The 26710-nt window shown below is 61.9% G+C and carries 21 protein-coding genes and 1 tRNA gene; 11 read left to right on the top strand and 11 right to left on the bottom strand.

Annotated features, from left to right (window positions below):
- Positions 1 to 277 precede the first annotated feature (277 nt).
- On the bottom strand, positions 278 to 1411 hold the full coding sequence (locus ABIB99_RS23630) for a sensor histidine kinase (protein ID WP_247302603.1): 1134 nt from the start codon (positions 1409 to 1411) through the stop codon (positions 278 to 280).
- 288 nt (positions 1412 to 1699) lie between these two features.
- On the opposite strand from ABIB99_RS23630, the gene ABIB99_RS23625 reads away from it, so the two are divergent.
- Together ABIB99_RS23625 and ABIB99_RS23620 are read left to right on the top strand one after the other, a co-directional pair.
- The gene (locus tag ABIB99_RS23625; protein ID WP_247457569.1) at positions 1700 to 1909 is read left to right on the top strand and encodes a hypothetical protein; all 210 of its coding nucleotides are present in this window, start codon (positions 1700 to 1702) and stop codon (positions 1907 to 1909) included.
- 344 nt (positions 1910 to 2253) lie between these two features.
- On the top strand, positions 2254 to 2427 hold the full coding sequence (locus ABIB99_RS23620; protein ID WP_247302598.1) for a transporter substrate-binding protein: 174 nt from the start codon (positions 2254 to 2256) through the stop codon (positions 2425 to 2427).
- Between the two features lie 497 nt (positions 2428 to 2924).
- Here ABIB99_RS23620 and ABIB99_RS23615 read toward each other — a convergent pair whose 3' ends face one another.
- Together ABIB99_RS23615 and ABIB99_RS23610 are read right to left on the bottom strand one after the other, a co-directional pair.
- Positions 2925 to 5288 carry a hybrid sensor histidine kinase/response regulator gene (locus ABIB99_RS23615; protein ID WP_247302596.1) on the bottom strand — a complete coding sequence of 788 codons (2364 nt, stop codon included), beginning with the start codon at positions 5286 to 5288 and terminating at the stop codon, positions 2925 to 2927.
- A gap of 1271 nt (positions 5289 to 6559) precedes the next feature.
- Positions 6560 to 7033, bottom strand: a complete 474-nt coding sequence (locus ABIB99_RS23610) for a Phasin protein (protein ID WP_212455072.1) — start codon at positions 7031 to 7033, stop codon at positions 6560 to 6562.
- Positions 7034 to 7670: 637 nt separating this feature from the next.
- Here ABIB99_RS23610 and ABIB99_RS23605 point away from each other — a divergent pair.
- Entirely contained in the window at positions 7671 to 7862 is a 192-nt protein-coding gene (locus ABIB99_RS23605) for a CsbD family protein (protein ID WP_038937369.1), read from the top strand.
- Positions 7863 to 8473: 611 nt separating this feature from the next.
- Here the strand turns inward: ABIB99_RS23605 and ABIB99_RS23600 are convergent.
- Genes ABIB99_RS23600 through ABIB99_RS23590 form a run of 3 tightly spaced genes read right to left on the bottom strand, consistent with a single transcriptional unit; the run spans position 8474 to position 11299 of the window.
- Positions 8474 to 9919 (bottom strand): phage/plasmid primase, P4 family, encoded by a 1446-nt coding sequence (locus tag ABIB99_RS23600; protein WP_247301947.1) that lies wholly within the window; start codon positions 9917 to 9919, stop codon positions 8474 to 8476.
- Positions 9920 to 9933: 14 nt separating this feature from the next.
- Entirely contained in the window at positions 9934 to 10968 is a 1035-nt protein-coding gene (locus ABIB99_RS23595; protein ID WP_247301949.1) for a bifunctional DNA primase/polymerase, read from the bottom strand.
- The gene (locus ABIB99_RS23590; protein ID WP_247457566.1) at positions 10952 to 11299 is read right to left on the bottom strand and encodes a hypothetical protein; all 348 of its coding nucleotides are present in this window, start codon (positions 11297 to 11299) and stop codon (positions 10952 to 10954) included. The genes ABIB99_RS23595 and ABIB99_RS23590 overlap by 17 nt, the downstream gene beginning before the upstream one ends.
- Before the next feature lie 784 nt (positions 11300 to 12083).
- Between ABIB99_RS23590 and ABIB99_RS23585 the strand changes: the two genes are divergently transcribed.
- Positions 12084 to 12413 carry an HU family DNA-binding protein gene (locus tag ABIB99_RS23585; protein ID WP_063982968.1) on the top strand — a complete coding sequence of 110 codons (330 nt, stop codon included), beginning with the start codon at positions 12084 to 12086 and terminating at the stop codon, positions 12411 to 12413.
- 119 nt (positions 12414 to 12532) lie between these two features.
- Positions 12533 to 13783, top strand: a complete 1251-nt coding sequence (gene pepT, locus ABIB99_RS23580) for a peptidase T (RefSeq protein WP_063982967.1) — start codon at positions 12533 to 12535, stop codon at positions 13781 to 13783.
- A 175-nt stretch (positions 13784 to 13958) separates the two neighbouring features.
- Here pepT and ABIB99_RS23575 read toward each other — a convergent pair whose 3' ends face one another.
- Positions 13959 to 14675 (bottom strand): cation efflux transmembrane domain-containing protein, encoded by a 717-nt coding sequence (locus ABIB99_RS23575; RefSeq protein ID WP_071913348.1) that lies wholly within the window; start codon positions 14673 to 14675, stop codon positions 13959 to 13961.
- Between the two features lie 187 nt (positions 14676 to 14862).
- Between ABIB99_RS23575 and ABIB99_RS23570 the strand changes: the two genes are divergently transcribed.
- The 5 genes from ABIB99_RS23570 to ABIB99_RS23550 are packed head-to-tail and all read left to right on the top strand — an operon-like array spanning position 14863 to position 21720.
- Entirely contained in the window at positions 14863 to 15228 is a 366-nt protein-coding gene (locus tag ABIB99_RS23570; RefSeq protein WP_063982966.1) for a hypothetical protein, read from the top strand.
- 55 nt (positions 15229 to 15283) lie between these two features.
- On the top strand, positions 15284 to 16558 hold the full coding sequence (ihpA, locus tag ABIB99_RS23565; protein WP_063982965.1) for a divalent metal ion exporter subunit IhpA: 1275 nt from the start codon (positions 15284 to 15286) through the stop codon (positions 16556 to 16558).
- The gene (ihpB, locus tag ABIB99_RS23560) at positions 16555 to 17532 is read left to right on the top strand and encodes a divalent metal ion exporter adaptor subunit IhpB (RefSeq protein WP_063982964.1); all 978 of its coding nucleotides are present in this window, start codon (positions 16555 to 16557) and stop codon (positions 17530 to 17532) included. The genes ihpA and ihpB overlap by 4 nt, the downstream gene beginning before the upstream one ends.
- Positions 17525 to 20743 (top strand): efflux RND transporter permease subunit, encoded by a 3219-nt coding sequence (locus ABIB99_RS23555; RefSeq protein ID WP_063982963.1) that lies wholly within the window; start codon positions 17525 to 17527, stop codon positions 20741 to 20743. The genes ihpB and ABIB99_RS23555 overlap by 8 nt, the downstream gene beginning before the upstream one ends.
- Positions 20744 to 20745: 2 nt before the next feature.
- Positions 20746 to 21720: a cation diffusion facilitator family transporter gene (locus ABIB99_RS23550; protein WP_166342025.1), complete on the top strand. Its 975-nt coding sequence runs from the start codon at positions 20746 to 20748 to the stop codon at positions 21718 to 21720.
- 127 nt (positions 21721 to 21847) lie between these two features.
- Here ABIB99_RS23550 and ABIB99_RS23545 read toward each other — a convergent pair whose 3' ends face one another.
- Complete coding sequence (locus tag ABIB99_RS23545) at positions 21848 to 22708, bottom strand: class I SAM-dependent methyltransferase (RefSeq protein WP_354177671.1); 861 nt, start codon at positions 22706 to 22708, stop codon at positions 21848 to 21850.
- Positions 22709 to 22888: 180 nt separating this feature from the next.
- Entirely contained in the window at positions 22889 to 23080 is a 192-nt protein-coding gene (locus tag ABIB99_RS23540) for a hypothetical protein (RefSeq protein WP_014494837.1), read from the bottom strand.
- Between the two features lie 433 nt (positions 23081 to 23513).
- Between ABIB99_RS23540 and ABIB99_RS23535 the strand changes: the two genes are divergently transcribed.
- A tRNA-Val gene (locus ABIB99_RS23535) sits at positions 23514 to 23590 on the top strand.
- Positions 23591 to 23682: 92 nt separating this feature from the next.
- On the opposite strand, the gene ABIB99_RS23530 is transcribed toward ABIB99_RS23535, so the two are convergent.
- Together ABIB99_RS23530 and lon are read right to left on the bottom strand one after the other, a co-directional pair.
- Entirely contained in the window at positions 23683 to 24087 is a 405-nt protein-coding gene (locus ABIB99_RS23530) for a GFA family protein (protein ID WP_166342027.1), read from the bottom strand.
- A 70-nt stretch (positions 24088 to 24157) separates the two neighbouring features.
- Positions 24158 to 26581: an endopeptidase La gene (gene lon / locus ABIB99_RS23525; protein WP_063982959.1), complete on the bottom strand. Its 2424-nt coding sequence runs from the start codon at positions 26579 to 26581 to the stop codon at positions 24158 to 24160.
- Between the last annotated feature and the right edge of the window lie 129 nt (positions 26582 to 26710).

Below are 26710 nucleotides of genomic sequence, written 5' to 3'. Positions count from 1 at the left end.
GGGGCCTGTGATTTCAGGCCGGGCCTTGCTTTTACCGCTTCACCCGCGTCGGCACTGTGGTCCGCTTCGGTTCAAGATGCGAAGAACTCAACCTGAGCAAATCTAGTCCGCCGTGCCTCACTGAGCGGACCTCAACGAGGTGCGACGCTACTTCGCTGACGGGTCACAACCCGACTACCCCACCTCAGCGACGATGTGGGCTTGTGGTCCGCAGGTGTACCCTCGGCCGACTAGCCGAGGCGCCGCCTATCCCGTGCCTGCCTCAGCAGGTCCCACTTTACGATATCAAAGGGAATGTAAGCGTTGTTGTTGTACCCGCGTCGCTGCTGGTCTGGTCGACGGTACCGCCAATTTGTCTCGCCAGAGAGATAATCAGCTTAAGGCCCGACCCGTTTTCGTTAGGATGTTGAATGCCGCGACCGTTGTCGGTCACTGTCAATCGGGCCTCGCCGTAGCCGACGCCTCCCACTAAACTTACGCTGATCCTGCCTCCCTCTGCACCGAACGCATGTTTGATGCTGTTCATCGCAGTCTCATTTAAAATGAGGCCAACCGGGAGGGCGCGGTCGATCGCCAACTCGAGTTCGTCACACTCGACGTCTACTTCAACCTCATCCACCTGATTCCGGATCGCGCTGCAAAGAGCCCGGATGTAATGGGAAAGTCTGACGATCTGCCCTTCTTGGCGAGGGGCAAGCTGATCATGTGCGAGCGAGATGGCGTTGATGCGGCTGGCCACGTGGTCCAGAGCGCGGTGTGATTCTGGATCAAGATAGCGGCGCTTCTGGATGGAAATCGAGGACAGGACGAGCTGAAAATTGTTCTTGACCCGATGTTGCATCTCTCGAAGCAAGATCTGCCCCTTTTTAGCTTCCGCGACCGCAGCCATAAGGCTTGCATGTTCGTCCGGATGCGCACCGCGACGGAGCACAGCACCTATCAGCGCGGCGGCGGCGGTCAGAAACTCGGTCGTATCCTGCGAGAAGTCTCTCGGCTTTGTACTGTCCACCTCCAGCACGCCCCATGCGGCGCCGCCGATGAGGATCGGGACGTTGCTGACAGCCACAATGCCATGCTCCGCCAAGAACTCGGAACGAACAAATTCGTTCTGATCGGCGAAATCTCTGATGCTGACAGGCTCGGCCGTTTGGAAGGCGCGGCCAGGCGGCGAGCGGAGGTCGGCCGACAGCGTGGCGGTGCGGACGGCACCATCCTTCCAGCCGACTCCCACAATCAACAGAAGATCGGACGTGTCTGGACGATATTGAAGCACCTTAACATGGTGGATTTCCACGGCTCGGGCAATTTGCAGCACGGCTTGGTCCAAGAAGCGTTCTGCTCCGGGGTCTTCAACCGAAAGACGACCGATATCGACCAAAATGCGGATGTGGCGCCGGAGTTTGTCCAGCACATCGCCCTCAGTGTGTTCGGTCGGGTGGTCCTCCATTCGTTTCTAACATCGGGCCTCATGAATTGTGCCTAAGCGCCGAGACCGTACAAGCTGGCTTGGTCGCTAAAGGAGCCGCGATCCGCAATTTAGCCCTCAACTGGTCGACCGAAAACGGCTTGCCGATCGCCAACGTACCTTTGGGGGCTGCAAAAAGAGATGGGATTTCGAGTCGGAAGGCTTGCTGCGAGCTCCCCAGGAACCTCCGCTCCGATGCGGGTTTGGTTCTTGAGACAAACAGCGAGAGCGAAAATGGGAAATAGTGGCGTCGGAATGCTACTCGGCGATACCTCAGTGACGGCGCTCTGGATGATGTTTATCGGCGCCTTCATCTTGGGTGGCACAATTCTGTATGGCGTTATGAAGACGGGAAGGTTGCGCCGCAGCGAGCGTGCGCAGCTCGACCGAAACACAGAGATGGCGCAGCGCCGGGATGACCCGGAGAAAAGAACCGCTCGTTAGCAATCGGCGTGTCGACCAGTCAAACGTAAGATTTAGGAACTTGGGCCGGAGTGGCGATAGGGCGTATAATCATAGCCCGCGATGTCCGTAATTCGCTAACGGCCGCAGGGAAGCCAATGCGCGAGGTAGGCTTTAGGCACAGCTGGACCAAAGACCGCAATGATATCGACGGTCGCTGGGGTATTGATCAAGCAACAGGTAGATGCCCGTCAGATCCAGTTCATGGCCCTCTCCGTCAGCGAACATGAGTTGCGCAGTGTCGACCTCGGCAAACTCGCCGGGCACCTGGCGGCACGGAATACTTCCAGTCTGTCAAATCGGTCGAAAACGACGCGTTCATCAGAATGTGGACGGAGTTCAACGAACAACGCGACACGACCACCAACGGTCAAAAGGAGGCGACTTACATCGGCTTCAGGATGCGGGCTCAGGCGGTCAGCCAAGCCGGCACGGTCGATGTCGAGGCGGTCCGGCAAGCCATGTACGGACAACGCGTAAGGGGCGCCAAGTGGTTTTGAGCTGGTGATGAATACCAATCATCATCTCTCGAAGCCGGCGGCGACGGGTACCTTCGAAGTCGTTTGGCAGTCCGCCAGCCCGATCAAGGCATCCGTGTTGAGCCGATATCTTCCGGAGAGCGCGAGACGCACCGCCGATTGGACATTTCTCTGGGTTTGCGGTGGATGTGCTGAGCCTTCATTCAAGGACTGGGTGATTCTTACATCGCTAGTTGCGTCAAAATCTCACGCCACAGTTAGTGCGCTGACCAGTGCCACGTTCTTGGTCTTCAGATGAGATGTAGTCCGCCTGGAGTCAAAACTAATCGTCGCGGGCTTTCCCAAAAAGGTCGGCTTTGTGCCAAATCGGACGTTGCGCCGGCCTTTCTGTAATTCGGCGCAGCGTTAACCTCACATTCGGCGTACCCAGCCAGCCAGCGTGGACTTTGAATATCGTATAGCGGTCAATGTTGAAAGCGCATGGGGTTAAGTTGCTTCACCCAGTGAGACCTATCTATTCAGCGACGCTTGTTCATCGCCTGTTCCAAACCCTGACGAAGAGACTTCGGAGTGTAAGGCTTCACGACGAGTATTGCGCCCAATCGCGCGGCTTCAGATTTCAATCCGCTGTCACCTGTCGCGAGAACTAGGCAAAGATCGGGCCGGCGCGCATAGACATTCCTTGCGAGCTCTAGACCGGAAACTCCCAGGAGTCCGACATCAGTTAGTAAGATGTCCACGGGGTGCTCATCCAGGATCTTCAAGGCCTCTTGAGCCGTGCTGGCCTCTTTTACGTTGCATCCAAGATCGTTTAGCATCTCTGTTGTCGTCAGGCGGATGAGGTCGTCGTCTTCGACGAGCAACACGGTCGCGTCCTTGAAAGACTTTTCGTTGGCCGAGTGTTGCGATCCCTGAGCGACGCGCCTTTGAGCTTGATTAGCCAGCAAGTGTCTGATTTTCCGCGCGAGCGCCTCGCGCGTGTAAGGTTTGGCCAGGAGTTCCACCCCGGGATCGAGCCGCCCGCCGTGCACGATGGCGTTCTGAGTATAGCCGGATGTGAAAAGTACGGCGACGTTTGGCAAACGCTCCTTGGCTTTTCTTGCGAAGTCCGGGCTACGCAGGCTGCCAGGCATCATGACGTCGGTGAAGATAAGGTCTATTGGAATGCCGCTGTCGACAACGACGAGTGCGCTCGCTGCATCTCGCGCCTTGACCACGCGGTAGCCGAGCTCGGTAAGCATCGAGACCGCGACCTCGCGAACCTCATCGTCATCCTCAACCACGAGGACAGTTTCCACTCCGCCTTGAACCTCGCCGGTCGGAGCCCCCACCAGAGTATCTTCGGATGCCATCTCTCGCGGGAAGTACAGCTTCACCGTGGTCCCGGCCCCTACCTCGCTGTAGATTTTCACGTGTCCGCCGGACTGCTTGAGAAAGCCGTAAACCATGGCGAGGCCCAGGCCCGTACCCTTGTCCTCCGCCTTGGTTGTGAAGAATGGCTCATAGACCCGTTCCAGGATATCCGGCGGAATTCCGGTGCCTGTATCGGTCACCGCGATCATCACGTATTGTCCCGCAGACAACTCGTCATGCTGGCGGACATATTCGTCGTCGAGGAAGGCATTACTTGCTTCAATCGTCAGCCGGCCTTCGCCGTTCATCGCGTCGCGGGCGTTGATCGCAAGATTCAGGACCGCATTTTCCAGTTGATCCGGGTCGATGAGGCTATTCCACAGCCCACCTGCGACGACCGTCTCGACTTCGATCTCCCCACCGAGGGCGCGACGAAGCATCTCATCCATGTTCTTGATGAGACGGCCCGCGTTCACTACCCTTGGCTCCAGCGGCTGTCGCCTTGCAAAGGCAAGCAGTTGAGAGGCGAGTTTAGAACCTCGGGCCACACCTCCGAGGGCGTTTTGGACCCGCATCTCGGCCCGGGCATTACCAGCGATATCTTTCCTAAGCAGTTGCAGATTTCCGCTGATGACCTGCAGCAAGTTGTTGAAGTCGTGGGCAACGCCGCCAGTAAGTTGGCCGATCGCTTCCAGCTTCTGGGATCGGATCATCGTTGCTTGCGCCGCCTGGAGCGCGGCTTCCGCCTCACGCCGTTCTGTAATGTCCCGGGTCACTTTGGCGAATCCTACGAGCTTCCTGTCGTCGTCTCGAATCGCGTCGATCACGACATGCGCCCAAAAGCGAGTGCCGTCCTTTCGTACCCTTTGACCTTCATGCTCCCACCGTCCGTCACGGGATGCGGTCTGCAGGCCTGTTCGCGGGAGGCCCGCGGCGCGATCCTCTTCCGTATAGAAATTGGAGAAGTGGCGACCGATGATCTCTTCGGGAGCGTACCCCTTGATGCGCTGGGCTCCAGCGTTCCAACTCGCCACGTTGCCTTCCACGTCCAGCATGTAGATGGCGTAGTCCGTCACACTTTGGACCATTAGCCGGAACTGCTGCTCGCTTTCGCGTAATTTGGCCTCGGCAGCCCTTCGCTCGGTCAGATCCCGAGTGATCTTGGCGAAACCTACAAGCTCGCCCTTAGGCGAACGGATCGCGTCAATGATGACATGGGCCCAGAACTGCGTTCCGTCCTTGCGCACACGCCAACCCTCTCGCTCGAAGCGTCCGGTTCGCTCCGCCTCCTCCAGCGCCAACGCAGGCACTTTCTGCTCCCGCTCGGTCTCCGTATAGAATGTCGAGAAGTGGTGCCCTATGATCTCCTCGGCCTCATAGCCCTTAAAGCGCTTCGCCCCCGGGTTCCAGCTGGTGACATGCCCGTCGCGATCCAGCATATAGATCGCGTAGTCGGTGATCGCCTCAACAAGTAGCCGATAACGCCCCTCGCTGGATTGTGCAGCATCGAAGCGGTCTGATTTTTCCATTCGGGTCCTATCCAGCCCGCCGACTGCTGGAGGGTTGAGGTAAAACAATACTAAGACGGTTGAGTTCCATCTGGCCTTCGGTCATGCAGCTGACTTCTGGCCTTTGTCCACGGTCACACGGCGTGTAAGGCGTGGCTCATTAGCTCGCAACCAGAGGCGGATTGGTGCGAGTTTGACGAACGCCGGATAGCTGGCTGCGAATTTGAGCATATCGGTGCGCGACATTGGCGGGGCTCAGGCATCACCTTCTCGACCAGCGACAACAGCGACGCAAACACACCGAGCAAACCTATTCACTGACGTGGTGGCAATGATGATAGAGGTCGCCAACCGAGGCGGCCTTACGCCTTGTCCCTCGGGGAATTTGCGGATCTGCGTCGCTGTCGCCAGCAGTCTCGTCCGCGGCCACGTGTCTCATGCAGCCAGCCCCCGAGTCCGCTCGATACCCGCAACCCGACATTCTGCTCCGAGATTAGTTCGAGGACGAACGTTGGCGCGATCCGCAGCGGCCCATTCCCCTCGGCTCTGATGGGCGACGAGAGCGTCCTCCGTCTCTACGAAAATATCCGGATTCAGGCGGCTGCGGATCGGGCCGCCAGCGGCCGCTAACGTCTCCTCGCGACACCGCCAAGCAACGCGCCGATGTCCTCCGCGGAGATCGATCGGAGACCGCTCCGAGCCGATCGGATCGATTGCTAGCGGCCTCATGAAGGAACTATTATTCGAATACCGAGCGCTGATCTCGGCACATTTGCGCGCAGCTCGCGCGTTAATATGCAGTACAACCTAAGATACCCCATATTCTGAATTGTGGATGCGCGAATTTTCCGGGGCCGCCGGTTTTCTTTGGCTGTTTCTGGCCGAAAAATCGGACACCCCTCCCCGAGCTTCTGCTTACGACCTCAGCGGGATATTGCGTCTGCGCATCGCCGCTTGGTCGCCGCTTGAACAAGGCAAAGTTGCCGTCGGTCCCTGCCTTTGCGTAGGGATATCGACTGACACTAGCGAGCATGATGATGGTCGGGTCGAATCTTTGGCGGTATGGAAGGCTGCAAGAAAGCTAGCTATTCAGGCTGGAAACGTGCGGTCTTTCACCGAGCGCGACGCCAACAACGCGTGCAGAGCACGCGGATCGTCGGCTAGCGAGCGAATGATCAGTGGGTTACGGGGTACTGCACCCGGTTCATGCGCGTAAAAGCTAAGGAGTGAGCCACGCAATCCAATAAGCGCTCGGCCTAAGAAGAACGGCATTAGGTCTTGGTCTTAGAAGGTCATCGCTTGGTACCTAATTTGACCATCTCTGCCGAATGCTTCCGGAACATTGCGATCCGCTTGCTAGTGAACTCTGCAACTAGGCCGGGAAGGTCAAGGGGCGACCTAATTGTTGCCAGCCTTTGGGCGTATTCGATCGCAAGTTGCATGTTGGCTTGTGCCATTTCCAGTAGCATCGCTTGATAAGCCCGCATGTTTGCGCTGGCCGACGACAAAAAATCAATCTCTTTCCTTGAATCGTTCTCTGTCTCCTGGAAGGCGGTCTCAACAAAAGGCGGCGGCGAATTTTCAACGAGGGTGTCTTCTTGGGACACCTGAGGACGCTTTGCAGGAGGTTGGTTCGCGTCTGCGGCAATGGAAGGCGAAGCACTCGCTTTCGGGCTTCTGACAATAGCCTGAGCAGACCGTTGGGCCTTCGCGACTGTTTTCGGTCCGCGGGTATGCTTTGACGTCGCTGGTTTACGCTTGCTCATTGGCACTCCAAGGATGGTTGGTCGCCCCCTCGGCGAGACGTCAACATGCTGTGCAGTGCAACGTTCCGAAAGCCACCTCGATCGAGCAAGCCCACCGCCGCAATGTGAATGTCACGTCTGACGAAGATTAGTCCCGCAAAATGACTCGCCCGCTTGCCGGTATGTTTGCGTGACCGGCACTGGCAGGGGCATGACGTCCAAAATTCTCAGCCGCGCCATTGAGCCGCTCTGCACCAACATGCCTACGCTGAGCAGGGTGTACGGTTTCGTCAAAGAGCGGGTATGTCAAACCTACGGGGAACCCAGCCGCCATCGAGGAACAGGAACTCGCAGCCTTCGGCCAAGGGGAACATGCTCAATTGCCATGGTTGAGAGCGTGCGCCGCTGCAAGTGGCCCTTCGAACCTAGTCGCTGTGCGGCGCTAGGCTACGTCTTCCAGACTGACCTTCTACAGGCTTTGCAGTTCCGACGATCATCGAGGATCACGTGAGTCAAGACCGCCCGCACGAACAGCGACTTCTTACGACTCCGCAGTTTCTTCAGCTGAGGCACCTAGCGGAACCACACCTTTAGTTCCATAGGAACGGCCACACGAGCGAGCCGTTGTCGTGCCTAATGTCACAGGGAAGGATACGGTATGGATCGCGAACACGTGAAAGGTGCCGCTGATAAAGCAAAGGGTGCCATCAAAGAAGGCGCCGGTAAGCTCACTGGTGATAAGAGCATGGAAGCCGAAGGCAAGATGGATAAAGCCAAGGGCTCAGCACACAATGCCGCAGGCGACGTAAAAGATGCCGCGCGCGATGCGGCGGATGCCCTAAAGAAGTAAGCAGTTGGACAACTAAGAACTGGCCGCCCGGCTTCGGGCGGCTTTTCTTTATCTGAGATTCGGTCACATGGTTAGAAACGCCAGTGCTAGCGTCAATGCGCCCTCCTGTGATGAGCTGGTCAGATCTGGCCGCTTGTGCGGCTCGATCGGGTTAGTGGTTAGTGGCGCCGAATGCCAAACGCACCGACTCTTTTTGATATCAAAACTCGGACTAGAATTCTGCCACTGGTTTGTTTGGTGCCTTGCTCCAAGGGAAAGGACCGCTCCAGGGGGTGGTTCAGGCTCTGACGCGGTCGCCTCCACCTACCGCTCGCCAAGTTGCACGCGTCATCCCGCAGGTTTTCGAAAGGTAACAAAGGCCAAAATTTTCCTCGAAATCTGCGGGATGTAGCGCGCGAATGTGCGGCCGGTAGGCGGGAACGTGGGCTGGCAACTTCGGAATGGCCCCTACCCCGGTGGGCGTGTGGTGACACTATGACGCTTCATGACACCAATCTCGGTATCCCACTCACGCGTGCGCGCGATATGCACTCGAAAAGAGGGTCTGGCATACCACGTGTATAATCTGGGGATGCGGAAGCTGGCGCCATAATGCGTCATAGTGTCATTGCTCACTGGTAGCGATGCTCTCCCGTCAGTTTGATCCCCGTGAATCCGCGATCGGTTGCCCTCCGCTTCGACGTAAAACCATGCCGCCGCATGCGTTCAGCGAACGCTTTGCCGCCTAGTGCTGCCTCGCCCGCGTTCTCGGCATATCGCTTCCACGAGGCAAACAGGTCTGCTGTTCGCGCGAACAAGTACTGATTATCCTGCTCAACATGGCAGCAGTCGGTAAGCCATTGCGCGAAAGTATCTTGCTCATCGAAATAGGCCGCAGTCGCCTCGACAATTGAGGTAGGTCGCACCAGTCTGTTACACTGCTGCCAATCCAGGCAGCCGTCGATCATCCAGCGAAGAATTCCCGGCGCCTCGCCGCGCAGCTTCGCTTCCAACTCCCGATCGGGATTCACTGGCTTCCGCGTAAACGGAATGATGTTGAAGCGTCGCCGGGCGGCGTCGTCGACATTCTGCAGCACGGGCTTGTGATTGCCGATGATACAGAGTTTGAACGCTGGCCTGAACTTAAAGAAGTCCTGCCTCATAAACCGCGCCGCAATTTCATCGCCGCCTGTAAGCGACTTGATGCGCGCTTCGGCCCAGGCTTTTCCCTCTTCCGTTTCGCTGGCGGTTACAAGTCGTGCACCACGAAGCATCGCAAGATCGGTCGGATGCTTATCACCACGCGAAGCGGTGAAGGTGTCCATGGCCGCCATTGTGGCGTAGTCCTTTAGAATGTAGGACGCGGTATTCATGAACACTGATTTACCGTTGCCACCACCGCCATAGATGAAGATCAACGCGTGCTCGCGGGTATCACCGGTCAGGCTATAGCCGCACCACTGCTGCAGAAAGCGAATAAGCTCCGCGTCACCGCCTGTGCTTTCCTCCAGAAATTTGAGCCACAACGGACAATCGGCACGCGCAGCGGGTGCAACTGACGTAAGCTTCGTGATGCCGTCAGATGGATCTGCATTGCGGAGCCGCCCGTTTCTCAGGTCGACCGTTCCTGCCGGCGTCCCCAGCAAAAACGGATCGTCGTCCCACGCACTGATGGTGACAGAGAATAACGGGTCCGCCTGCGCGAAGGTTTCAACTCCTTTCGCGAAGGACTTTTTGCGGACTGTGGTTTTTTCCGTCTTCTCCCCGCCGCGCGATAGGTCGCGCGCAAGCAGGCGAACGAAGTGCAGAGGCAGATGCGTATCGTTCCGCTCCCAATGCTGTCCGCTCCATCTGAACCATGCACCTGTCGAATGACAATAGCGGAGCTGGCCAGCATACTCATCCGCGAATAGCCGTGCGACGTCGTCCTCGGTAAGAGCATCGATTATTTCAGGCTGCTGGACGGGGTGGCGAACTGTGGTCGTCAGCATCATATTGTCGTTCGCCGCAAGCGCCGAAACAGCGTTGCCGACTTCAATGGTTGAATTAGGCGCGTCGGTTTTAATTGCGTTTTGCACTTAGCAATCGCCTTTCAATATGTGTTGTGGCTGGCGCGCGCCGCGGCACGCCTCTCTGGTTGAGTAAGAAGCCTGGCTACGCTGACCGGTTTGGTATCGTCGCCACCGCCTACGCGCTTGCGTAGCCACTCGGCGGCCTCTGGCGGAGACAAGCAGAGGCAGACTGCAACTATGTCAATCGGCGAGTAGCCGGTGTTTCCTGCTGAATAGTCGACAATGCCGTTGGGCTGGATATTCAGCGCGCGGCCCCGCTTCTTCACCTTCGCATTAATCGACGGACGGAAAGATGCAATCGAGTGGAAGCCGCTCTGGTACTTGCGCAGATCGTCGAGTTCAAGTTGTTGCACCCAAGTGTCCAGGCTTGCGAGAGCGCGGCTGTTGATGTCAGCCCACGGGTGGTCGCCGGCCTCGCGCGGTGTGGCCCCCTTGGTCGGAGAGCTGGGCTTCTTAATGAGAGTGCCATGTGCCGCGAAGTAATCCTCTGCCCGGCCCAACAATTCGTCGATCGCTTCCGGTGTGATTGCTGGAAGCTCGGCCAATGGTGTTTCGGCGGGGCTGCCGTTATGCCACTCGTATTCGCGGCCGGTTTCCGGATGGGTCCCGAATGCCACGAATTGCGTGCGTTCGCCGAATGCCTCAACCTGACACTTCGCGCCGTTGATCAGGTAGGCGCCTGTGGCGCGCTTCTCGCGCGGCTCGGCCGCGCGGAAGGCGAATAGTATCTTTGGCGCCTTGCCCACTCTAAACGGCGCCCTATCCGAGCCAGGTAGCCCCATCACCATCGCGCGGACGGCCTCTGCCGTCTCAGCGTCCGGTGTATCGACATCAAGCCCCACAAGTTCGCCGCAGAGCAGACCCGTATTTGTGGCGTCCGGATAGTTGCGGGCGATTCCGTCCATTTGCGCAGCGGACCACCGCGAGCGCTGCCAGTTATTAACGACCGCGGCTTTGCCCTTGCATGGGACGACCCGATAGCCTTGCGCGGCCAGGCCGCGGCGGAGGTGGGTGATGGAGGCGAGGACGTCAGTCGATTTAGCTGCACTGCTCACGTTGGCAATCGCCCTTCAAAACGAGAGATGAGATTGATTTGACCACCGCGGGCGAAAACGCCGCCCCGCGCGCGTATGCTCGATGCGATCCATCAGTTGCCCGCACAATGCGGACGCCGAACAACTTTATGCCTTCGCAAACCTCGACGTCGGCAAGGGCAACATCAGCACCGAGCGGCTGGTGCTTTTCGAGAAGTCTCATATTGATCATCCCCTCTAGCAGGAGTTTTGTCAGTTGCCGGTCGACCTGAACGGGGTCGTAAAACAGATTGGTGTTCGCCAGCCGAACTGGCTCGCGAAAGTTGTGGTGGAAATTGAGCTGTGGCTGCACGCAATCCCTCCCGTCACTTGGTGCCCATAAACCCAAATACGAATTTTCAGGAAAAGTGGGGGCAATAAAAATCTCCGCCGGCATAGTAGAGGTCATCGACGTAACTTCCGTCCCGCATAACCATCCCGCGCTCCTCCTCGCTTAGGATCCATAAAGATCCAGTAGGGTTGGCAGGGCCAAAGCACTAAAGGGCTGGCCGAAGAAAAATCGTAGGAGATAGGTCGCCTCCTCGACGCCGGTCAACCCGCGTGCGTTCTTAAGATTGGTGGTTTTGGTGCCATAAACCCAAATACGAATTTTCAGGGAAAGTGGGGGGGGGCACCATCAAAAATGAGGGTTGGCTGGCGGCCCGCCAATCGAGGCGGCCTTCTTTTGTTCTGTGCACAACTTAAAAGCGATTTATCTGGTTGTGCGGTTGTGTTTGGGTGCGATTAGACCCGTCAAAGACGACCAGGGCCCGGCTATTGGAGGGTTTCAACTTCGCCCTGTTTCGGGCTCGTTTCGGTTCCCGGAAAGTTGAAACTCTGATTGAAATAGGGGGCCATTACGCCGGCCTGTCACGCCGGAGGTCGCGGGTTCGAGCCCCGTCTCTCGCGCCATTTTGGCAATCCCTTCATAGTCTTAGCCCGAACTTCTCGAAGCCTTTCGCGGCATTGCCGGCGTCTGCCGGGAACTCGTGGCATAGTCAGCCCGCGCCCGAATCGTCTACGCCTTCCAGGACTTGGAGGGATCCCCACGCTTTACCGGCTTTTCCGGGGCTTCCCTGTCATTGAGGAGGCCAGACATGGCTAAGAAGGATTCGGCCAAGAAGGATTCGGCGAAGAAGGCAGCCGCTCCCGCCACCATCACGCTCAAGCACCTCGCCGCTGACGTCGCGGAGAGCCAGGACCTCTCGAAAAAGCACGCCGAGGCCGTCCTGACCGACATGGTCGATCTGATCGCCAAACACCTCAAGAAGGGCGACCGCGTCCGCATCGTCGGGCTCGGCATCCTCCAGGTCCGCAAGCGCGCCGCCCGCACCGGCCGCAACCCCACCACCGGCGAGGCGATCCACATCAAGGCCAGCAAGAAGGTCGCCTTCCGCCCGGTCAAGGAGCTCAAGGAAGCGATCTAGCAGCTACGTTTCGTTAAGCCTGATCCGCTTTCGTTCGGCCGCATCACGGCCCGCTTTTCTGATATACCGCCTGCTTCCCCCAAGCCTTGCTTCCCCAAGACCCGGCGGTTTGACCAGAAATGTCCTCCCTCTCCTTTTCGCACACCGTGACCGAACGCTTCCTGCGCTACGTCACCATCGACACCCAGTCCGATCCGGAATCCCCGGCCTCGCCCTCGACCGAGAAGCAGAAAGATCTCGGCCGCGTGCTCGCCGCCGAGCTGAAGGCCATGGGCGTCGCCGACGCGCATCTCGACGACTTCGGCTACGTCTACGGAACGATCCCGGCCAATACGACCAAGAAGGTGCCGGTGATCTGCTTCTGCTCGCACATGGACACCTCGCCCGACGTGACCGGCAAGGACGTCAAACCGCAGCTGGTGAAGGACTATCGCGGCGGCGATATCACGCTGCCGGGCGATACCAGCCAGGTGATCCGCTTCACTGAACATCCCGCGCTGAAGAACCAGATCGGCAACGACATCATCACCACCGACGGCACCACGCTCTTGGGCGCCGACAACAAGGCCGGCGTCGCCGAGATCATGGATGCCGCGCATTTCTTCATCAACAACCCCGATGTGAAGCACGGCACCATCAAGATCCTGTTCACGCCGGACGAGGAGATCGGCCGCGGCGTCGACAATGTCGACCTGAAGAAGCTCGGCGCCGATTTCGGCTACACCATGGACGGCGAGAGCGCCGGCAGCGTCGAGGACGAGACCTTCTCGGCCGACGGCGCCACCATCACCATCAACGGCGTCAGCGCCCATCCCGGCTACGCCAAGGGCAAGATGGAGCACGCGATCAAGATCGCAGCCGCCATCGTCGAGCGGCTGCCGAAGGAAGGCTGCTCGCCCGAGACGACGTCAGGCAAGCAGGGCTTTCTGCATCCGATCGGCATCGACGGCGCGCTTGAGCAGGCGACGCTGTCCTTCATCGTGCGCGACTTCACCGAGGAGGGGCTGAAGGAGAAGGAAGTCCTGCTCGAGAACATCGTCAAGGACGTGATGAAGGACTATCCGCGCTCGACCTACAAGTTCGACGTGCGGGAGCAGTACCGCAACATGAAGCAGGTGATCGACCGTCACCCGCACATCCTCGAATACGCCATCGAGGCGATCCGCCGCGCCGGCCTGCGCCCGATGCGCACCGCGATCCGCGGCGGCACCGACGGCTCGCGCCTGTCCTTCATGGGCCTGCCCTGCCCCAACATCTTCGCCGGCGAGCACGCGTTTCATTCGCGGCTCGAATGGGTCAGCCGGCAGGACATGGAAAAGGCGGTGCAGACGATCGTGCATCTCGCGATGATCTGGGAGGAGAAGGCGTAGGAACGCCGCACCTCCCGGCAGCAGGGCAAAATAATTCCGAGCCCTGCGGAACGATCCAGTACGGGGCGCGTTAGCGTCTCAAGTCCCAAGGATGAGAATGTGAGCACATAAGGCCTCAGCCGGTCAGCCCCGGGCTGGGGCCTTTCCGCGTTTGGATCGCGCGCAAAGGCCCCCCTCAGGCAGTCACGGCAGCTTGCCCGCCGCGATACTCTGCCCATGCTTGCCGCAAGATTTGCAGCGACGAGGTCAGGAAGATTCCAGCCATTACCGCAGCGACAGCCAGATCGGGCCATGCCGTCGCGGTTCCAAATACACCGATGGCAGCGACCATCACGATGACGTTGCCGATCGCGTCGTTGCGCGAGCAGAGCCAAACCGAGCGCACGTTGGCATCGCCGTCCTTGTAGCGCGCGAGCAGGAGAACCGAAGTCAGGTTCGCTGCCAGGGCGGCCAGGCTCATCGCTCCCATCAGCTCCGCACGCGGGAGCCCCAGGACCAGGGTCTGATAGAGCGTTGACCCGAACACCCAGGCGGCCATGGCACTGAGCGACAACCCCTTGAACAACGCGGCGGTGGCACGCGTCTTGATGCTCGCGCCGATCACCGAAAGGCTCAGGCCGTAGGTGACCGTGTCGGCGAGGAAGTCGAGAGCGTCGGCCTTGAGCGCCTGGGAGCCGGCCAAATGGCCCGCCGCCATTTCGCTCACGAACATCGCCGCGTTGATGGCGATGACGGTCCACAGCACGCGCTTGTATCGCGGATCGAGCCCGTCGAAGACCGGAACGCCCGCCGAGCAGCAGTCGGCGCAACCTGACGCGGCGACTTCCTCCACACGGGCTTTGGCGGCTTCCCCGCAGCACGCATCGTGCGAGCAGCAAGACTCTTCGGGCATTCCGAGCTCCCTCTCGTCGTTTCTATCTTACCATGGGACCGCAACGATGGCGATGAACGGACGTCGCTGCTTGCAATCGCATGGACACATGCGGGTGCGACGTTCAGCTCCCCACACCTAACATTATTGCGGGTCGACACTCTTCCGGTCGCCATGCTACGAACCCGGACGTAACCAGAGTGACTTCGTGACTGCGATCCGCCGCCCGATCAGATTGTTTCGCCTGCGCAACTGGCGCGGGCTGTTGGCTGCGTGTCTCGCAATCAGCTATCTGCTGTCGGGCGCGCTCCATGGCGCGCACGACATCGATGTCACCAGCCCCTCCGGCGGCTCGGAGATCGCCTCGATTGTCGAAGACGGTTCTGCGGGCCATGGCGATCACAAGGCCTTCGGCGGCCATCACTGCCACGGCTGCTTCTCGGTCGCCGTCGCGCAGCCGCTGCAGCCTGGATCCGCCGCCGACATCGTTGCCGCACCGATCCCGCAGCGTGAGCCTGCGCTGCTCGGCATTGCGCCCGACACCGACTCTCCGCCCCCCAAACACCTGACCTGAACTGATCAGCCGGGCGCCTGCGCGCCCACGATACGATTGTTCACAGGTCACCTTCATGTCTTGCAGACGGACTGCCGCGCGCCTGGCGTGCGCGATGGCGATTTTCGTCAGCCCCTGGCTGACGCAGCACACGCACGCCCAGACGCTGACGATGCGGAGCGCGCTGTCGCGCGCGCTGGCCGCGAGCCCGCGGCTCACCGCGGCAGAGCGCGACGTCGGCATCGCCACGGGGCAGCGCATCCAGGCCGGCGCGCTGCTCAATCCGGAGCTGTCCTATGAGCAGGACAATTCGTTCGGGTCGGGCATCTATCGCGGCACGAGATCGGCCGAGACCACGCTCCAGATCAGCCAGGCCTTCGAGCTGTTCGGCAAGCGTGATGCGCGGATCGCCGCAGGCGCCGCCGGCATCGAGGTGGCCGCGATCCAGCGCAAGGCGGTCAGGCTGGAGGTGCTGTCGGAGACTGCGATCGCCTTCCTCAGCGTGCTCGGCGCGCAGCGGCGCATCCAGATCCTCGACGAGCAGATCGCCGCGATCGACCGGCTGACGCCGCTGCTGCGCCGCCGCGTCGAGGCCGGCGCCTCCTCGCCGGCCGAAACCGGCCGCGCCGAGGTGGCGTCCGCCCTGGTGAAGGCCGACCGCGAACGCTTCAAGGCAACGCTGGCGAGCGCCCGGCGCGAGCTTGCGGTGCTGATGGGGGATCCCGCGGCAAAATTCGGCGAGGTCTCCGGCCGGCTCGACACCACGGGAAAGACGCCGACGTTCCAGTCGGTCGTCGCCGCCATCGATGCCAATCCGCAGCTGGTGCGCTGGACCGCGGTCTATGCCCAGCGCAACGCCGAGCTGTTGATGGCGCGCTTAAGGCCCTATCCCGACGCGCGGATCGCGGCGGGATGGCGCCATTTCAACGAGACCAATGACGACGCGGTGCGCCTCACCGTCTCGGTGCCGATTCCCGTGTTCGACCAGAACCAGGGCAACATCCTCTCGGCGCAGGAAAGCCTCGCCAAGACCAGGGCGGAGCGCGAGGCCAACCGCAACACGCTGATCGTTGTCGCCGGCCGCGCCTACGACTCGCTCCAGGGCTCGCTGCGCGAGCTCGCGGTGCTGCGCGAGACCGCGATTCCGAAAGCCACGGAAGCCTCCGAAGCGATCGCGCAGGGCTACGGCCAGGGCCGCTTCTCGCTGCTCGAAGTGCTCGACGCCCAGGCGAGCGTCACCCAGGCGCGGCTGCGCGAGCAGGAGGCGCTGCAGAACTTCCATGCCGGCGTTGCGACCATCGAAGGCCTCGTCGGCAATCCCTTTGCGCTGGCCCGGGAGAGCGCGCGATGAAAACATCCTCCACCATCGTCATTGCCATCCTTGCCGCAGCACTCGGCGCTTACGGCTATTCCCTGCTCGCCCCTGCCGGGGTCACGCACACCGAGCATGCCGAGCATTCCGAACAGAAGAAGCCGAACGACCATGTCGAGCAGGACGAGCACGGCGCCGACCGCATCCGCATCTCCGACGTCAAGCTGGCGGCCGCCGGTGTCACGCTGGCGGAGGCCGGGAGTGCGACGCTGACCGATACGCTGTCCTTCAACGGCATCTTGCGCGCCAACCAGGAAGCCGTCGTGCAGGTGACGCCGCGCTTTCCGGGGGTCGCCAAATCGATCCAGAAGCGCATCGGCGACAGGGTCGGCAAGGACGATCTGCTCGCCGCGATCGAGAGCAACCAGAGCCTCACCGTCTACGAGCTGAAGGCGCCGATCGCCGGCACCATCATCGAGCGGCAGATCTCGCTCGGCGAATACGCCTCCGAGCAGAAGCCGGCCTTCGTGGTGGCCGACCTCTCGACGATCTGGGTCGACCTGTCGATCTACCGGCAGGACCTCCGGCGCGTCCGCCTCAACGACGAGGTGCTGATCGATCCCGACGACGGCCGCGGCGAGATCAAGGGCACGATCTCCTACATGGCGCCGATCGGCAGCAGCGAGACCCAGACCGCGCTCGCCCGCGTGGTGCTGCCAAATCCGGACGGACGCCTGCGTCCCGGTCTGTTCGTCACGGCGCGGCTGATCCTCGCCGCGCGCAACGTCGCGGTCGCCGTGCGCCGAAGTGCGATCCAGACGCTGGAGAACAGGACCATTGTGTTCGTCCGCGAGGACGGCGACAAGATCGAGGCGCGTCCCGTGGAGCTCGGGGATTCCGATCCGCGCCATGTCGAGATCAAGGCGGGTCTTTCGGCCGGCGAGCATTACGTCGCGGAGAATAGTTTTGTCGTGAAGGCGGAGATGGGCAAGGGCGAGGCGGAACATGATTGAGCGCCTCATCGCCGTCTCGCTTCAACAGCGCTGGCTGGTCCTTGTGCTCGCGCTCGGCGCCGTCGCTTTCGGAGCGTGGAATTTCCAGCGCCTGCCGATCGATGCTGTCCCTGACATCACCAACGTCCAGGTCCAGATCAACACCCGCGCGCCCGGCTACTCGCCGCTCGAAACCGAGCAGCGCATCACCTTCCCCGTCGAGACCGCGATGGGCGGCCTGCCGAAGCTCGATTACACCCGCTCGCTGTCGCGCTACGGCCTGAGCCAGGTGACGGTCGTGTTCAAGGACGGCACCGACATCTATTTTGCCCGCCAGCTCGTGGGCGAGCGCATCCAGCAGGTGAAGGATCAGCTTCCGGCGGGCGTCGAGGTCGCGATGGGCCCGGTCTCGACCGGCCTGGGCGAAATCTTCATGTACACCGTCGAGGCAAAGGCGGGCGCGAAGACGCAAGGCGGTCACGACTATTCGCTGACCGATCTGCGCACCGTGCAGGACTGGATCATCCGGCCGCAGCTTCGCAACGTGCCCGGGGTGATCGAGGTCAACACCATCGGCGGGTTCGAGCGGCAGTTCCACGTGCTGCCGGACCCCGGCAAGCTGATGGCCTACCGGCTCGGCTTTCGCGACGTCATGACGGCGCTCGCCGCCAACAACGCCAATGTCGGCGCCGGCTATATCGAACGCAACGGCGAGCAGTATCTCGTGCGCTCCCCGGGCCAGGTCGGCAACATCAGCGAGATCCAGGACATCGTGATCGGCTCGCGGGGCGGCAATCCCGTCAGGATCAGGGATGTCGCCACCGTCAAGGAAGGCCGAGACCTCCGCACGGGAGCGGCGACGCGCGACGGCGAGGAAACCGTGCTCGGCACCGCCATGCTGCTGATCGGCGAGAACAGCCGCAGCGTGGCGCGCCGCGTCGCAGCCCGTCTCGACGAGATCGCCAAATCGCTGCCCGACGGCGTCGTGACCCGGACCGTCTACGACCGCACCCATCTGGTCGAGGCCACCATCCGCACGGTCGAAAACAACCTCCTGGAAGGTGCGGCCCTGGTCGTGGCCGTGCTGTTCCTGATCCTCGGAAACATCCGCGCCGCGCTCGTGGTGGCCTGCGTCATTCCGCTCTCCATGGCCATGACGATCACCGGCATGGTCGAAACAAAAGTCAGCGCGAACCTGATGAGCCTGGGGGCGATCGATTTCGGCATCATCGTCGACGGCGCCGTAATCATCGTCGAGAACTGCCTGCGCATGCTCGCTGAGGCGCAGCGCCAGAAGGGCGGGCTGCTCTCCACCCCCGAACGGCTGCGCGCGATCCTGCGCGGGTCGCGCGAGGTCATCAAGCCGAGCTTGTTCGGAACGCTGATCATTGCCGTTGTCTACCTGCCCGTGCTGACGCTGACCGGCGTCGAGGGCAAGATGTTCACGCCGATGGCGCTGACCGTGCTGATGGCACTCGGCGCCGCGGTGCTGTTCTCCATCACCTTCGTGCCGGCGGCGGTTGCCATCTTCGTCACCGGCAAGGTGTCCGAACACGAAAACCTGTTCATGCGGGTGGCGAAGCGCATTTATCTCCCCCTGCTCCGCCTCGCGATCGACAATCGGGTCGCGGTCACCGTCATGGCCGCCGTCATCGTGATCGCAAGCGGCATTGCCGCCGCGCGCATGGGCGGCGAGTTCATCCCGAGCCTGGACGAAGGCGACGTCGCGCTGGCCTCGATCCGGATTCCCGGCACCAGCCTCACGCAGTCGCTGGATCTGCAAAAGGCGCTGGAAAAGCGCATCAAGGAGATTCCCGAGGTGAAGGAATTCTTCACCCGCATCGGCACCGCCGAGATCGCGACCGACCCGATGTCGCCGGCGCAAACAGACGGCTACATCATGCTGAAGCCGCGCGCGGAATGGCCCGACCCGGGCAAGCCGAAATCGGAGGTGATCGAGGCCATCGACCACGCCGCCGACGACATTCCCGGCAGTGCCTATGAAATCTCCCAGCCGATCCAGTTCCGTGTCAACGAGCTGATCTCCGGCGTGCGCAGCGACGTCGGTATCAAGGTCTTCGGCGACGACCTCGACATCCTCCAGGGCGCCGCAAAGCAGGTCGAGGCCGCAATCCGCGGCATCCGCGGCGCCAGCGACGTCAAGATCGAGCAGGTCTCGGGCCTGCCGATCCTCACCGTCCGGCTCGACCGCCAGGCGCTCGCCCGCTACGGGCTCAGCATCGGCGAGGTACAGGGCATCGTCGAGATCGCGGTCGGTGGCAAATCGGCAGGCAAGCTGTTCGAGGGCGACCGCCGTTTCGACATCGTCGTGCGCCTGCCGGAACATCTGCGCGGCAATCTCGACGCGATCCGGGCCATCCCGATCCCGCTGCCGCCGAGCGAGGAAGCAGCAGGCGGCACCGCCGTTCGAACAGCGCTGACCGCCTCTCCCCTTGCCCAGATGCGCTATGTCCCGCTGTCGTCGGTCGCAACCGTCGATGCGACGCCCGGTCCCAACCAGATCAGCCGTGAGAACGGCAAGCGGCGCATCGTCGTCACCGCCAATGTCCGCGCGCGCGATCTCGGTTCCTTCGTGAGCGAGGCGGAAGCCGCCGTCGCCGAGAAGGTCAAGCTGCCGCCCGGCTACTGGATCGGCTGGGGCGGACAGTTCGAGCAGCTGGTCTCCGCCACTAAGCGGCTGATGATCGTGGTACCGGTGGCGCTCCTGCTGGTGTTCCTGCTGCTGTTCATGGGCATGGGATCGGCGGCGGATGCGGCTCTGGTGTTCTCCGGCGTGCCGCTGGCGTTGACGGGCGGCGTCGCGGCGCTTCTGCTGCGCGAAATCCCGCTGTCGATCAGCGCCGGTGTCGGCTTCATCGCATTGTCGGGCGTGGCCGTTCTCAACGGCCTCGTCATCATCGCCTTCATCGAGCGGCTGCGCAGCGAGGGGCGCCCCGTTGCCGACGCGGTGCGCGAGGGTGCGCTGACGCGGCTGCGCCCGGTGCTGATGACCGCGCTGGTCGCCTCCCTCGGCTTCGTGCCGATGGCGCTCGCCACCGGCGCCGGCGCCGAGGTGCAGCGTCCGCTGGCGACCGTGGTGATCGGCGGCATCATCTCCTCGACCGTGCTGACGCTGCTGGTGCTGCCGGCGCTCTATGCGCTGTTCCGGCGTGACGCGGACACCGAAACGCCTACAATGGCGCCTGATTTGGCGGCGTCCGGGGAGCGCTAGATTTGGGCAGCCACGACCATCACGGTCATCACCACCATGATCATGCCGGCCACGGGCATGATCACAGGCATAACCACGGTTCTGGCCACGCGCATGTCCATGCGCCCGCCAATTTCGGCACGGCATTCGCGATCGGCATTTCGCTCAACACCGCGCTGGTCGTGGCCGAGGCGATCTACGGCTATATCGGCAACTCCACCGCGCTCCTCGCTGATGCCGGCCATAATCTCAGCGACGTGCTCGGCCTGGTCGTGGCCTGGTGCGCATCGATCGCGGCACGGCGCGCGCCGAGCGGCCGCTTCACCTATGGCTTTCGCGCCTCCACCATCCTGGCGGCACTTGCGAATGCGGTGTTCCTGCTGGTCGCGACCGGCGCGATCGGCTGGGAGGCGATCTTGCGGCTGCGCGAGCCGGAGCCGGTCGCAGGCGTCACCGTGATGGTGGTCGCCGGTATCGGCATCCTCATCAACGGTTTTACCGCCATGCTGTTCGCGCGCGGACGCAAGGACGACATCAACATCGAGGGCGCCTATCTGCACATGGCGGCCGACGCAGCGGTCTCGCTTGGCGTCGTGATCTCGGCGGCGCTGATCATCTGGACCGGCTGGCTCTGGCTCGATCCCGTCACCAGCCTCGTCATCTGCGCCACCATCCTCTGGAGCACCACCAGCCTGCTGCGCGGCTCCATCGACATGTCGATGGCTGCGGCGCCCAGGGGCACCGACATCGCCGCGATCAGGATCTTTCTGCTGGAGCGGCCCGGCGTCTCGGGAATCCACGACCTCCACGTCTGGCCGATCTCGACCACCGAGACGGCACTGACCTGCCATCTCGTCATGCCCACCGGAGCCGGCGATGCATTCCTGATGGAGACGGCGCAGATGCTGAGGGCGTCCTTCCGCATCGGCCACACCACGCTCCAGATCGAGACGCATCCGGATAACGGGTGCGCACTGGCGCCGGATGATGTGGTGTAATGGGCACAACGCCTCCCCATCGTCATTGCGAGCGAAGCGAAGCAATCCAGACTGTCTCCGACGAGGCAGTCTGGATTGCTTCGTCGCTTCGCTCCTCGCAATGACGACGTGGAGAGAGAGCGGCGCCTTACGCCGCCTTCGCCGTCACGATCCAGATCGCGCCCTGCAGCGCTACGCTTTGTCCCTTCATGAACGGCGCCAGCATCTCGCGGATCGAGGCTTTTGCGGCCTCGTACGTCTCCGGCGGATGGCCCTGGAGCGCGCGGCTGGCCGGGCCGATCTGGAGCGCGCCGTCCACGGCGGCATCGAGCCCGCCGCCGATGGCGACATCCATCGCGAGATTGTGCGGCTCCATCGCCACGTCCACGAAGCCCGCGCCCTTGAGGATGCGCATCACGCGCTCTTCCGAGGCGAAGGCGAACGGGCCCGGCTCCTCCGGCCCGACCGGCGGCATCTTCGGGACATGTTTGTAGACCGCCATCAGCGGCGCCATCATCCACGGGTTTTCCTTCGGCTCGCGCCAGCAGGCGAAGGCGAGCCGTCCGGTCGGCTTCAGCGCGCGGCGGAGGTTGGTGAAGGACGCAATGGGATCGGCGAAGAACATCACGCCGAAGCGCGATGCCAGCAGGTCAAAGCTCGCCGGCTCGAACGGATGCACCGTCGCATCCGCCAGCACGAAATCGAGCGGCAGGCCTTTTGGCGCAAACGCGCGCGCCTGCGACAGCATGGGATCGGAGACGTCGAGGCCGAGCGCGAAGCCATCAGGCGCGACAGCCTTCGCGAACGCGAACGTCGTCGCGCCGGAGCCGCAGCCGACATCGAGCACGCGCCCGCCCGGCTTCGGCCTAGCACGATCGATCAGCACGTCGGCGATGGGTCCGAGCAGGCTCTCCTGGGCAGCGTGCCGATCGGCCCAGCGCTGCCCGCTCGGACCGTTCCAATAAGCGATCTGGTCGGCATTCTCTGCGTGTCCGCTTGGCTGTTCCATGGATCCCCTCCGGCAGCTTGGTCGAAAGACCCCGATGCCGAAAAGCAAGGACGCCGTCAACTGAGGCGGCCTGTTCGGTCCACCTGTCAGCGAGACGTTCTTGCGTTCACGCCGCACGACACGGCGTCAGAGGTTGACGGACCGCCGAGGTCTTCAACTGCCGACCTGCGCTACGCCGGATCATTCGGCCGCGAGCGAAACTCCGGTTCGCTTGGCGAGGACGCGGCGAAAGTCGGCTGCCAGCTCGTCGTAATAGTTGGCAAGCTCCTCGTAGAAGGCCCGACCGGCCTCATCAGGAGCTTCTTGAGCCGCTTTCATGCAGTGGGCGGCTTTCGACTCGTACCTTTCCAGCTTGATGCGAAGATCACTCATCACGGCGATACTCCACGCTGCCACAGGGAGCCGTAACGTTGGTTCGGATGGCGATCAAAAAGATGACCGAAAAAGGGCAATTTTGGACCCTTGGAGGGCGGCTCGTGGGCGTCCGATGCCAGGCGCAACGAGGCAGGACAGCCGCCAGCGGCCAAATCGGCGCGCCGTCAGCCGGGACTACCAAATTGGAATGATCGAGCCGCGGCGGCTCATGCGTCGCGCTTCGCGCAAACACGCCCGGCAACAATGTCGGTAGATGAGGTCCAGCAGAGCACACATTGGCGACCCCTCCATCGTGAATTGCGGTGGACATTGGCCGACTCGCGGGCGGACGCCTGTGACAATCATCACAAAGGCGATCTTGCTCGAGCCCTGTTTGCGATGCGTTCGGGCCTTGCTCGAACACCCGCGGGAGGGCTAAAGAGGCGCCTTGGGGCGGTTAGCTCAGCTGGTTAGAGCATCTCGTTTACACCGAGAGGGTCCGCGGTTCGAATCCGTGACCGCCCACCAGCCTGCGCTCGCGCAGCGACGCAGGCTGCCACGCCGAATGCCAACGGGCGAAGGCGGGCTTTTTGCGGCGAGCTTCGGCTTGGCAATCCAGCCTAATCCTGCGGTCGGCCCGGCAGCAACGGCACCGTGTCGATCCACACCGCCGCCGACTGGCACCAGATCTGCCTGACGGGCCGCAATTTGTCGCGCTGGCGGATTGAGCCCCAGCGGATGCCCCAATCGTCAGCCTGGTCGCCCTCGCCGCTGGTGAACAGCGGGGAACCGCAGTCGGCGCAGAAGTGCTGGAAGCGCATCCGGCCGTTGTCGCCGCGCTTGCCGTAGACTTTTGGCGTGCCGCTGGTCAGCCTGACGTCGGCCTTGGTGCAGATCGCGGTCACCCGGAACGGCGATCCCGTCAGGGTCTGGCAGTCGCGGCAATGGCAGACCGACACCGTCTCGGGGTCAATCTCGGCCTCAAAGGTGATCTGCCCGCAATGGCACTGCCCGTCGATCTGCATCGCCCTGATCCCCTGCCCCCAAAACAAAAACGGCGCCCGAAGGCGCCGTTTTATCATCTTTCGCTGAACCTCAGTGAGCGGTCAGTCCGCCGGCGGCCTCGTCCCCGTCCGGCTTCACCGTCACCTTGGTGTCCTCTTCCCAGACGATCGGCACCGGCTTCTTCACCAGCGCCTTGGCGACGACGTCGTCCAGTCGCGACACCGGGATGATCTCCATGCCGCCCTTGATCGCATCGGAAATCTCCGTGAGATCCTTGGCGTTGTCCTCGGGGATCAGCACCATCTTGATGCCGCCGCGGGCAGCAGCCAGCAGCTTCTCCTTCAGGCCGCCGATCGGCAGCACACGGCCGCGCAGCGTGATCTCGCCGGTCATCGCGACATCGTGGCGGACCGGAATGCCGGTCATGACCGAGATGATCGCGGTGGCCATTGCCACGCCCGCCGACGGACCGTCCTTCGGCGTCGCGCCTTCCGGCACGTGCACGTGGATGTCGCGCCGGTCGAACAGCGGCGGCTCGATGCCGTAGACGATCGCACGCGAGCGCACGTAGGACGCCGCCGCCGAGATCGATTCCTTCATCACGTCGCGCAGATTGCCCGTGACCGTCATCTTGCCCTTGCCGGGCATCATGACGCCTTCGATGGTCAAGAGCTCACCGCCGACATCGGTCCATGCAAGGCCCGTGACGATGCCAACCTGCGGCTCGCTCTCGATCTCGCCGTAGCGGTACTTCGGCACGCCCAGAAGCTCTTCCAGAGTCTTCTCGGTGACCTTGACCGACTTCTTCTTGGAGATCATCAGCTCCTTCACCGCCTTGCGGGCGAGTGTGGAGAGCTCACGCTCCAGATTACGCACGCCCGCTTCGCGGGTGTAGCGGCGGATCAACAGCAGCAGCGCGTCGTCGTCGATCGAGAACTCCTTGGAGTCCAGGCCGTGCTTGGACACCGCGTTCGGGATCAGATGCTTGCGCGCGATCTCGACCTTCTCGTTCTCGGTGTAGCCCGCGATCCGGATGATCTCCATGCGGTCCATCAGCGGCCCCGGAATATTGAGCGTATTCGCGGTCGTGATGAACATCACATTGGACAGATCGTAGTCGACCTCGAGGTAGTGGTCGTTGAAGGTCCCATTCTGCTCGGGGTCGAGGACCTCGAGCAGCGCCGAAGACGGATCGCCGCGGAAATCGGCGCCCATCTTGTCGATCTCGTCCAGCAGGAACAGCGGATTGGACGACTTCGCCTTCCGCATCGACTGGATGATCTTGCCGGGCATCGAACCGATATAGGTGCGGCGATGACCGCGGATCTCGGCCTCGTCGCGCACGCCGCCGAGCGAGACGCGCACGAACTCACGTCCGGTCGCCTTCGCGATCGACTTGCCGAGCGAGGTCTTGCCGACGCCGGGCGGTCCGACGAGGCACAGGATCGGGCCCGTCAGCTTGTTGGCGCGCGACTGCACCGCGAGATACTCGACGATACGGTCCTTGACCTTCTCCAGCCCGTAGTGATCGGCATCCAGAACCGCCTGCGCCGATTCCAGATCCTTCTTCACCTTGGATTTCTTGTTCCACGGGATCGACAGCAGCCAATCCAGATAGTTGCGCACGACGGTCGCTTCCGCGGACATCGGCGACATCTGGCGCAGCTTCTTCAACTCATGCTGCGCCTTCTCGCGCGCTTCCTTGGAGAGCTTGGTCTTGGAGATCTTCTCTTCGAGATCGGCGAGTTCGTCGCGACCGTCGTCGTCGCCGAGCTCCTTCTGGATCGCCTTCATCTGCTCGTTGAGATAATACTCGCGCTGGGTCTTCTCCATCTGGCGCTTGACGCGCGAGCGGATGCGCTTCTCGACCTGCAGCACCGAGATCTCGCTCTCCATCAGGCCCAGCACCTTCTCGAGGCGCGTGGTGACCGACAGCGTCTCCAGGATTTGCTGGCGATCCGCAATCTTGACGGCGAGATGCGAGGCAACGGTGTCGGCGAGCTTGGCGAAATCGGTGATCGCCTGCACGACCCCGACGACCTCGGCCGAGATCTTCTTGTTGAGCTTCACATAGCTTTCGAAATCGGACACGACCGAGCGCGACAGTGCCTCCGCCTCGACCGACTTCGCATCGGTGTCGGCGAGCGCAATCGCGGTCGCTTCGTAGTACTCGCTGCGATCGGTGTATTTCTGCACGCGCGCACGCTCGAGCCCTTCGACCAGCACCTTCACGGTGCCGTCGGGAAGCTTCAAGAGCTGAAGCACGCTGGCGAGCGTACCGGTCTCGTAAATGGCATCGGGCGCCGGATCATCGTCGGACGCGTTCTTCTGCGTCGCGAGCATGATCAGCGCGTCGTTCTTCATCACCTCTTCGAGCGCGCGGATCGACTTCTCGCGACCGACGAAGAGCGGAACGATCATGTGCGGGAAGACGACGATGTCGCGCAGCGGCAGCACGGGATAGGCGTGCGTTTCGCCATGGACGATGGTTGGCCGGGGTTTTGGATTAGTCATGGCCTTTTCCTTTTGCTTTGCCCCCTTGCACGCAGCCCGCCATGCTCATGCGCAACCGCCACAAGGTGCCGAGGTGATCCAGAAAACCGGCCTACCATTCGAAGGTTGGACCGGGCTTGCCGGATCGGA

Origin of the sequence: Bradyrhizobium sp. LA6.1, from assembly GCF_040547805.1 — a bacterium.
In the GTDB taxonomy this organism is placed as follows: domain Bacteria; phylum Pseudomonadota; class Alphaproteobacteria; order Rhizobiales; family Xanthobacteraceae; genus Bradyrhizobium; species Bradyrhizobium barranii.
Note: the sequence above shows the minus strand (reverse complement) of the source record. Positions and strands in the feature narration are given on the sequence as shown.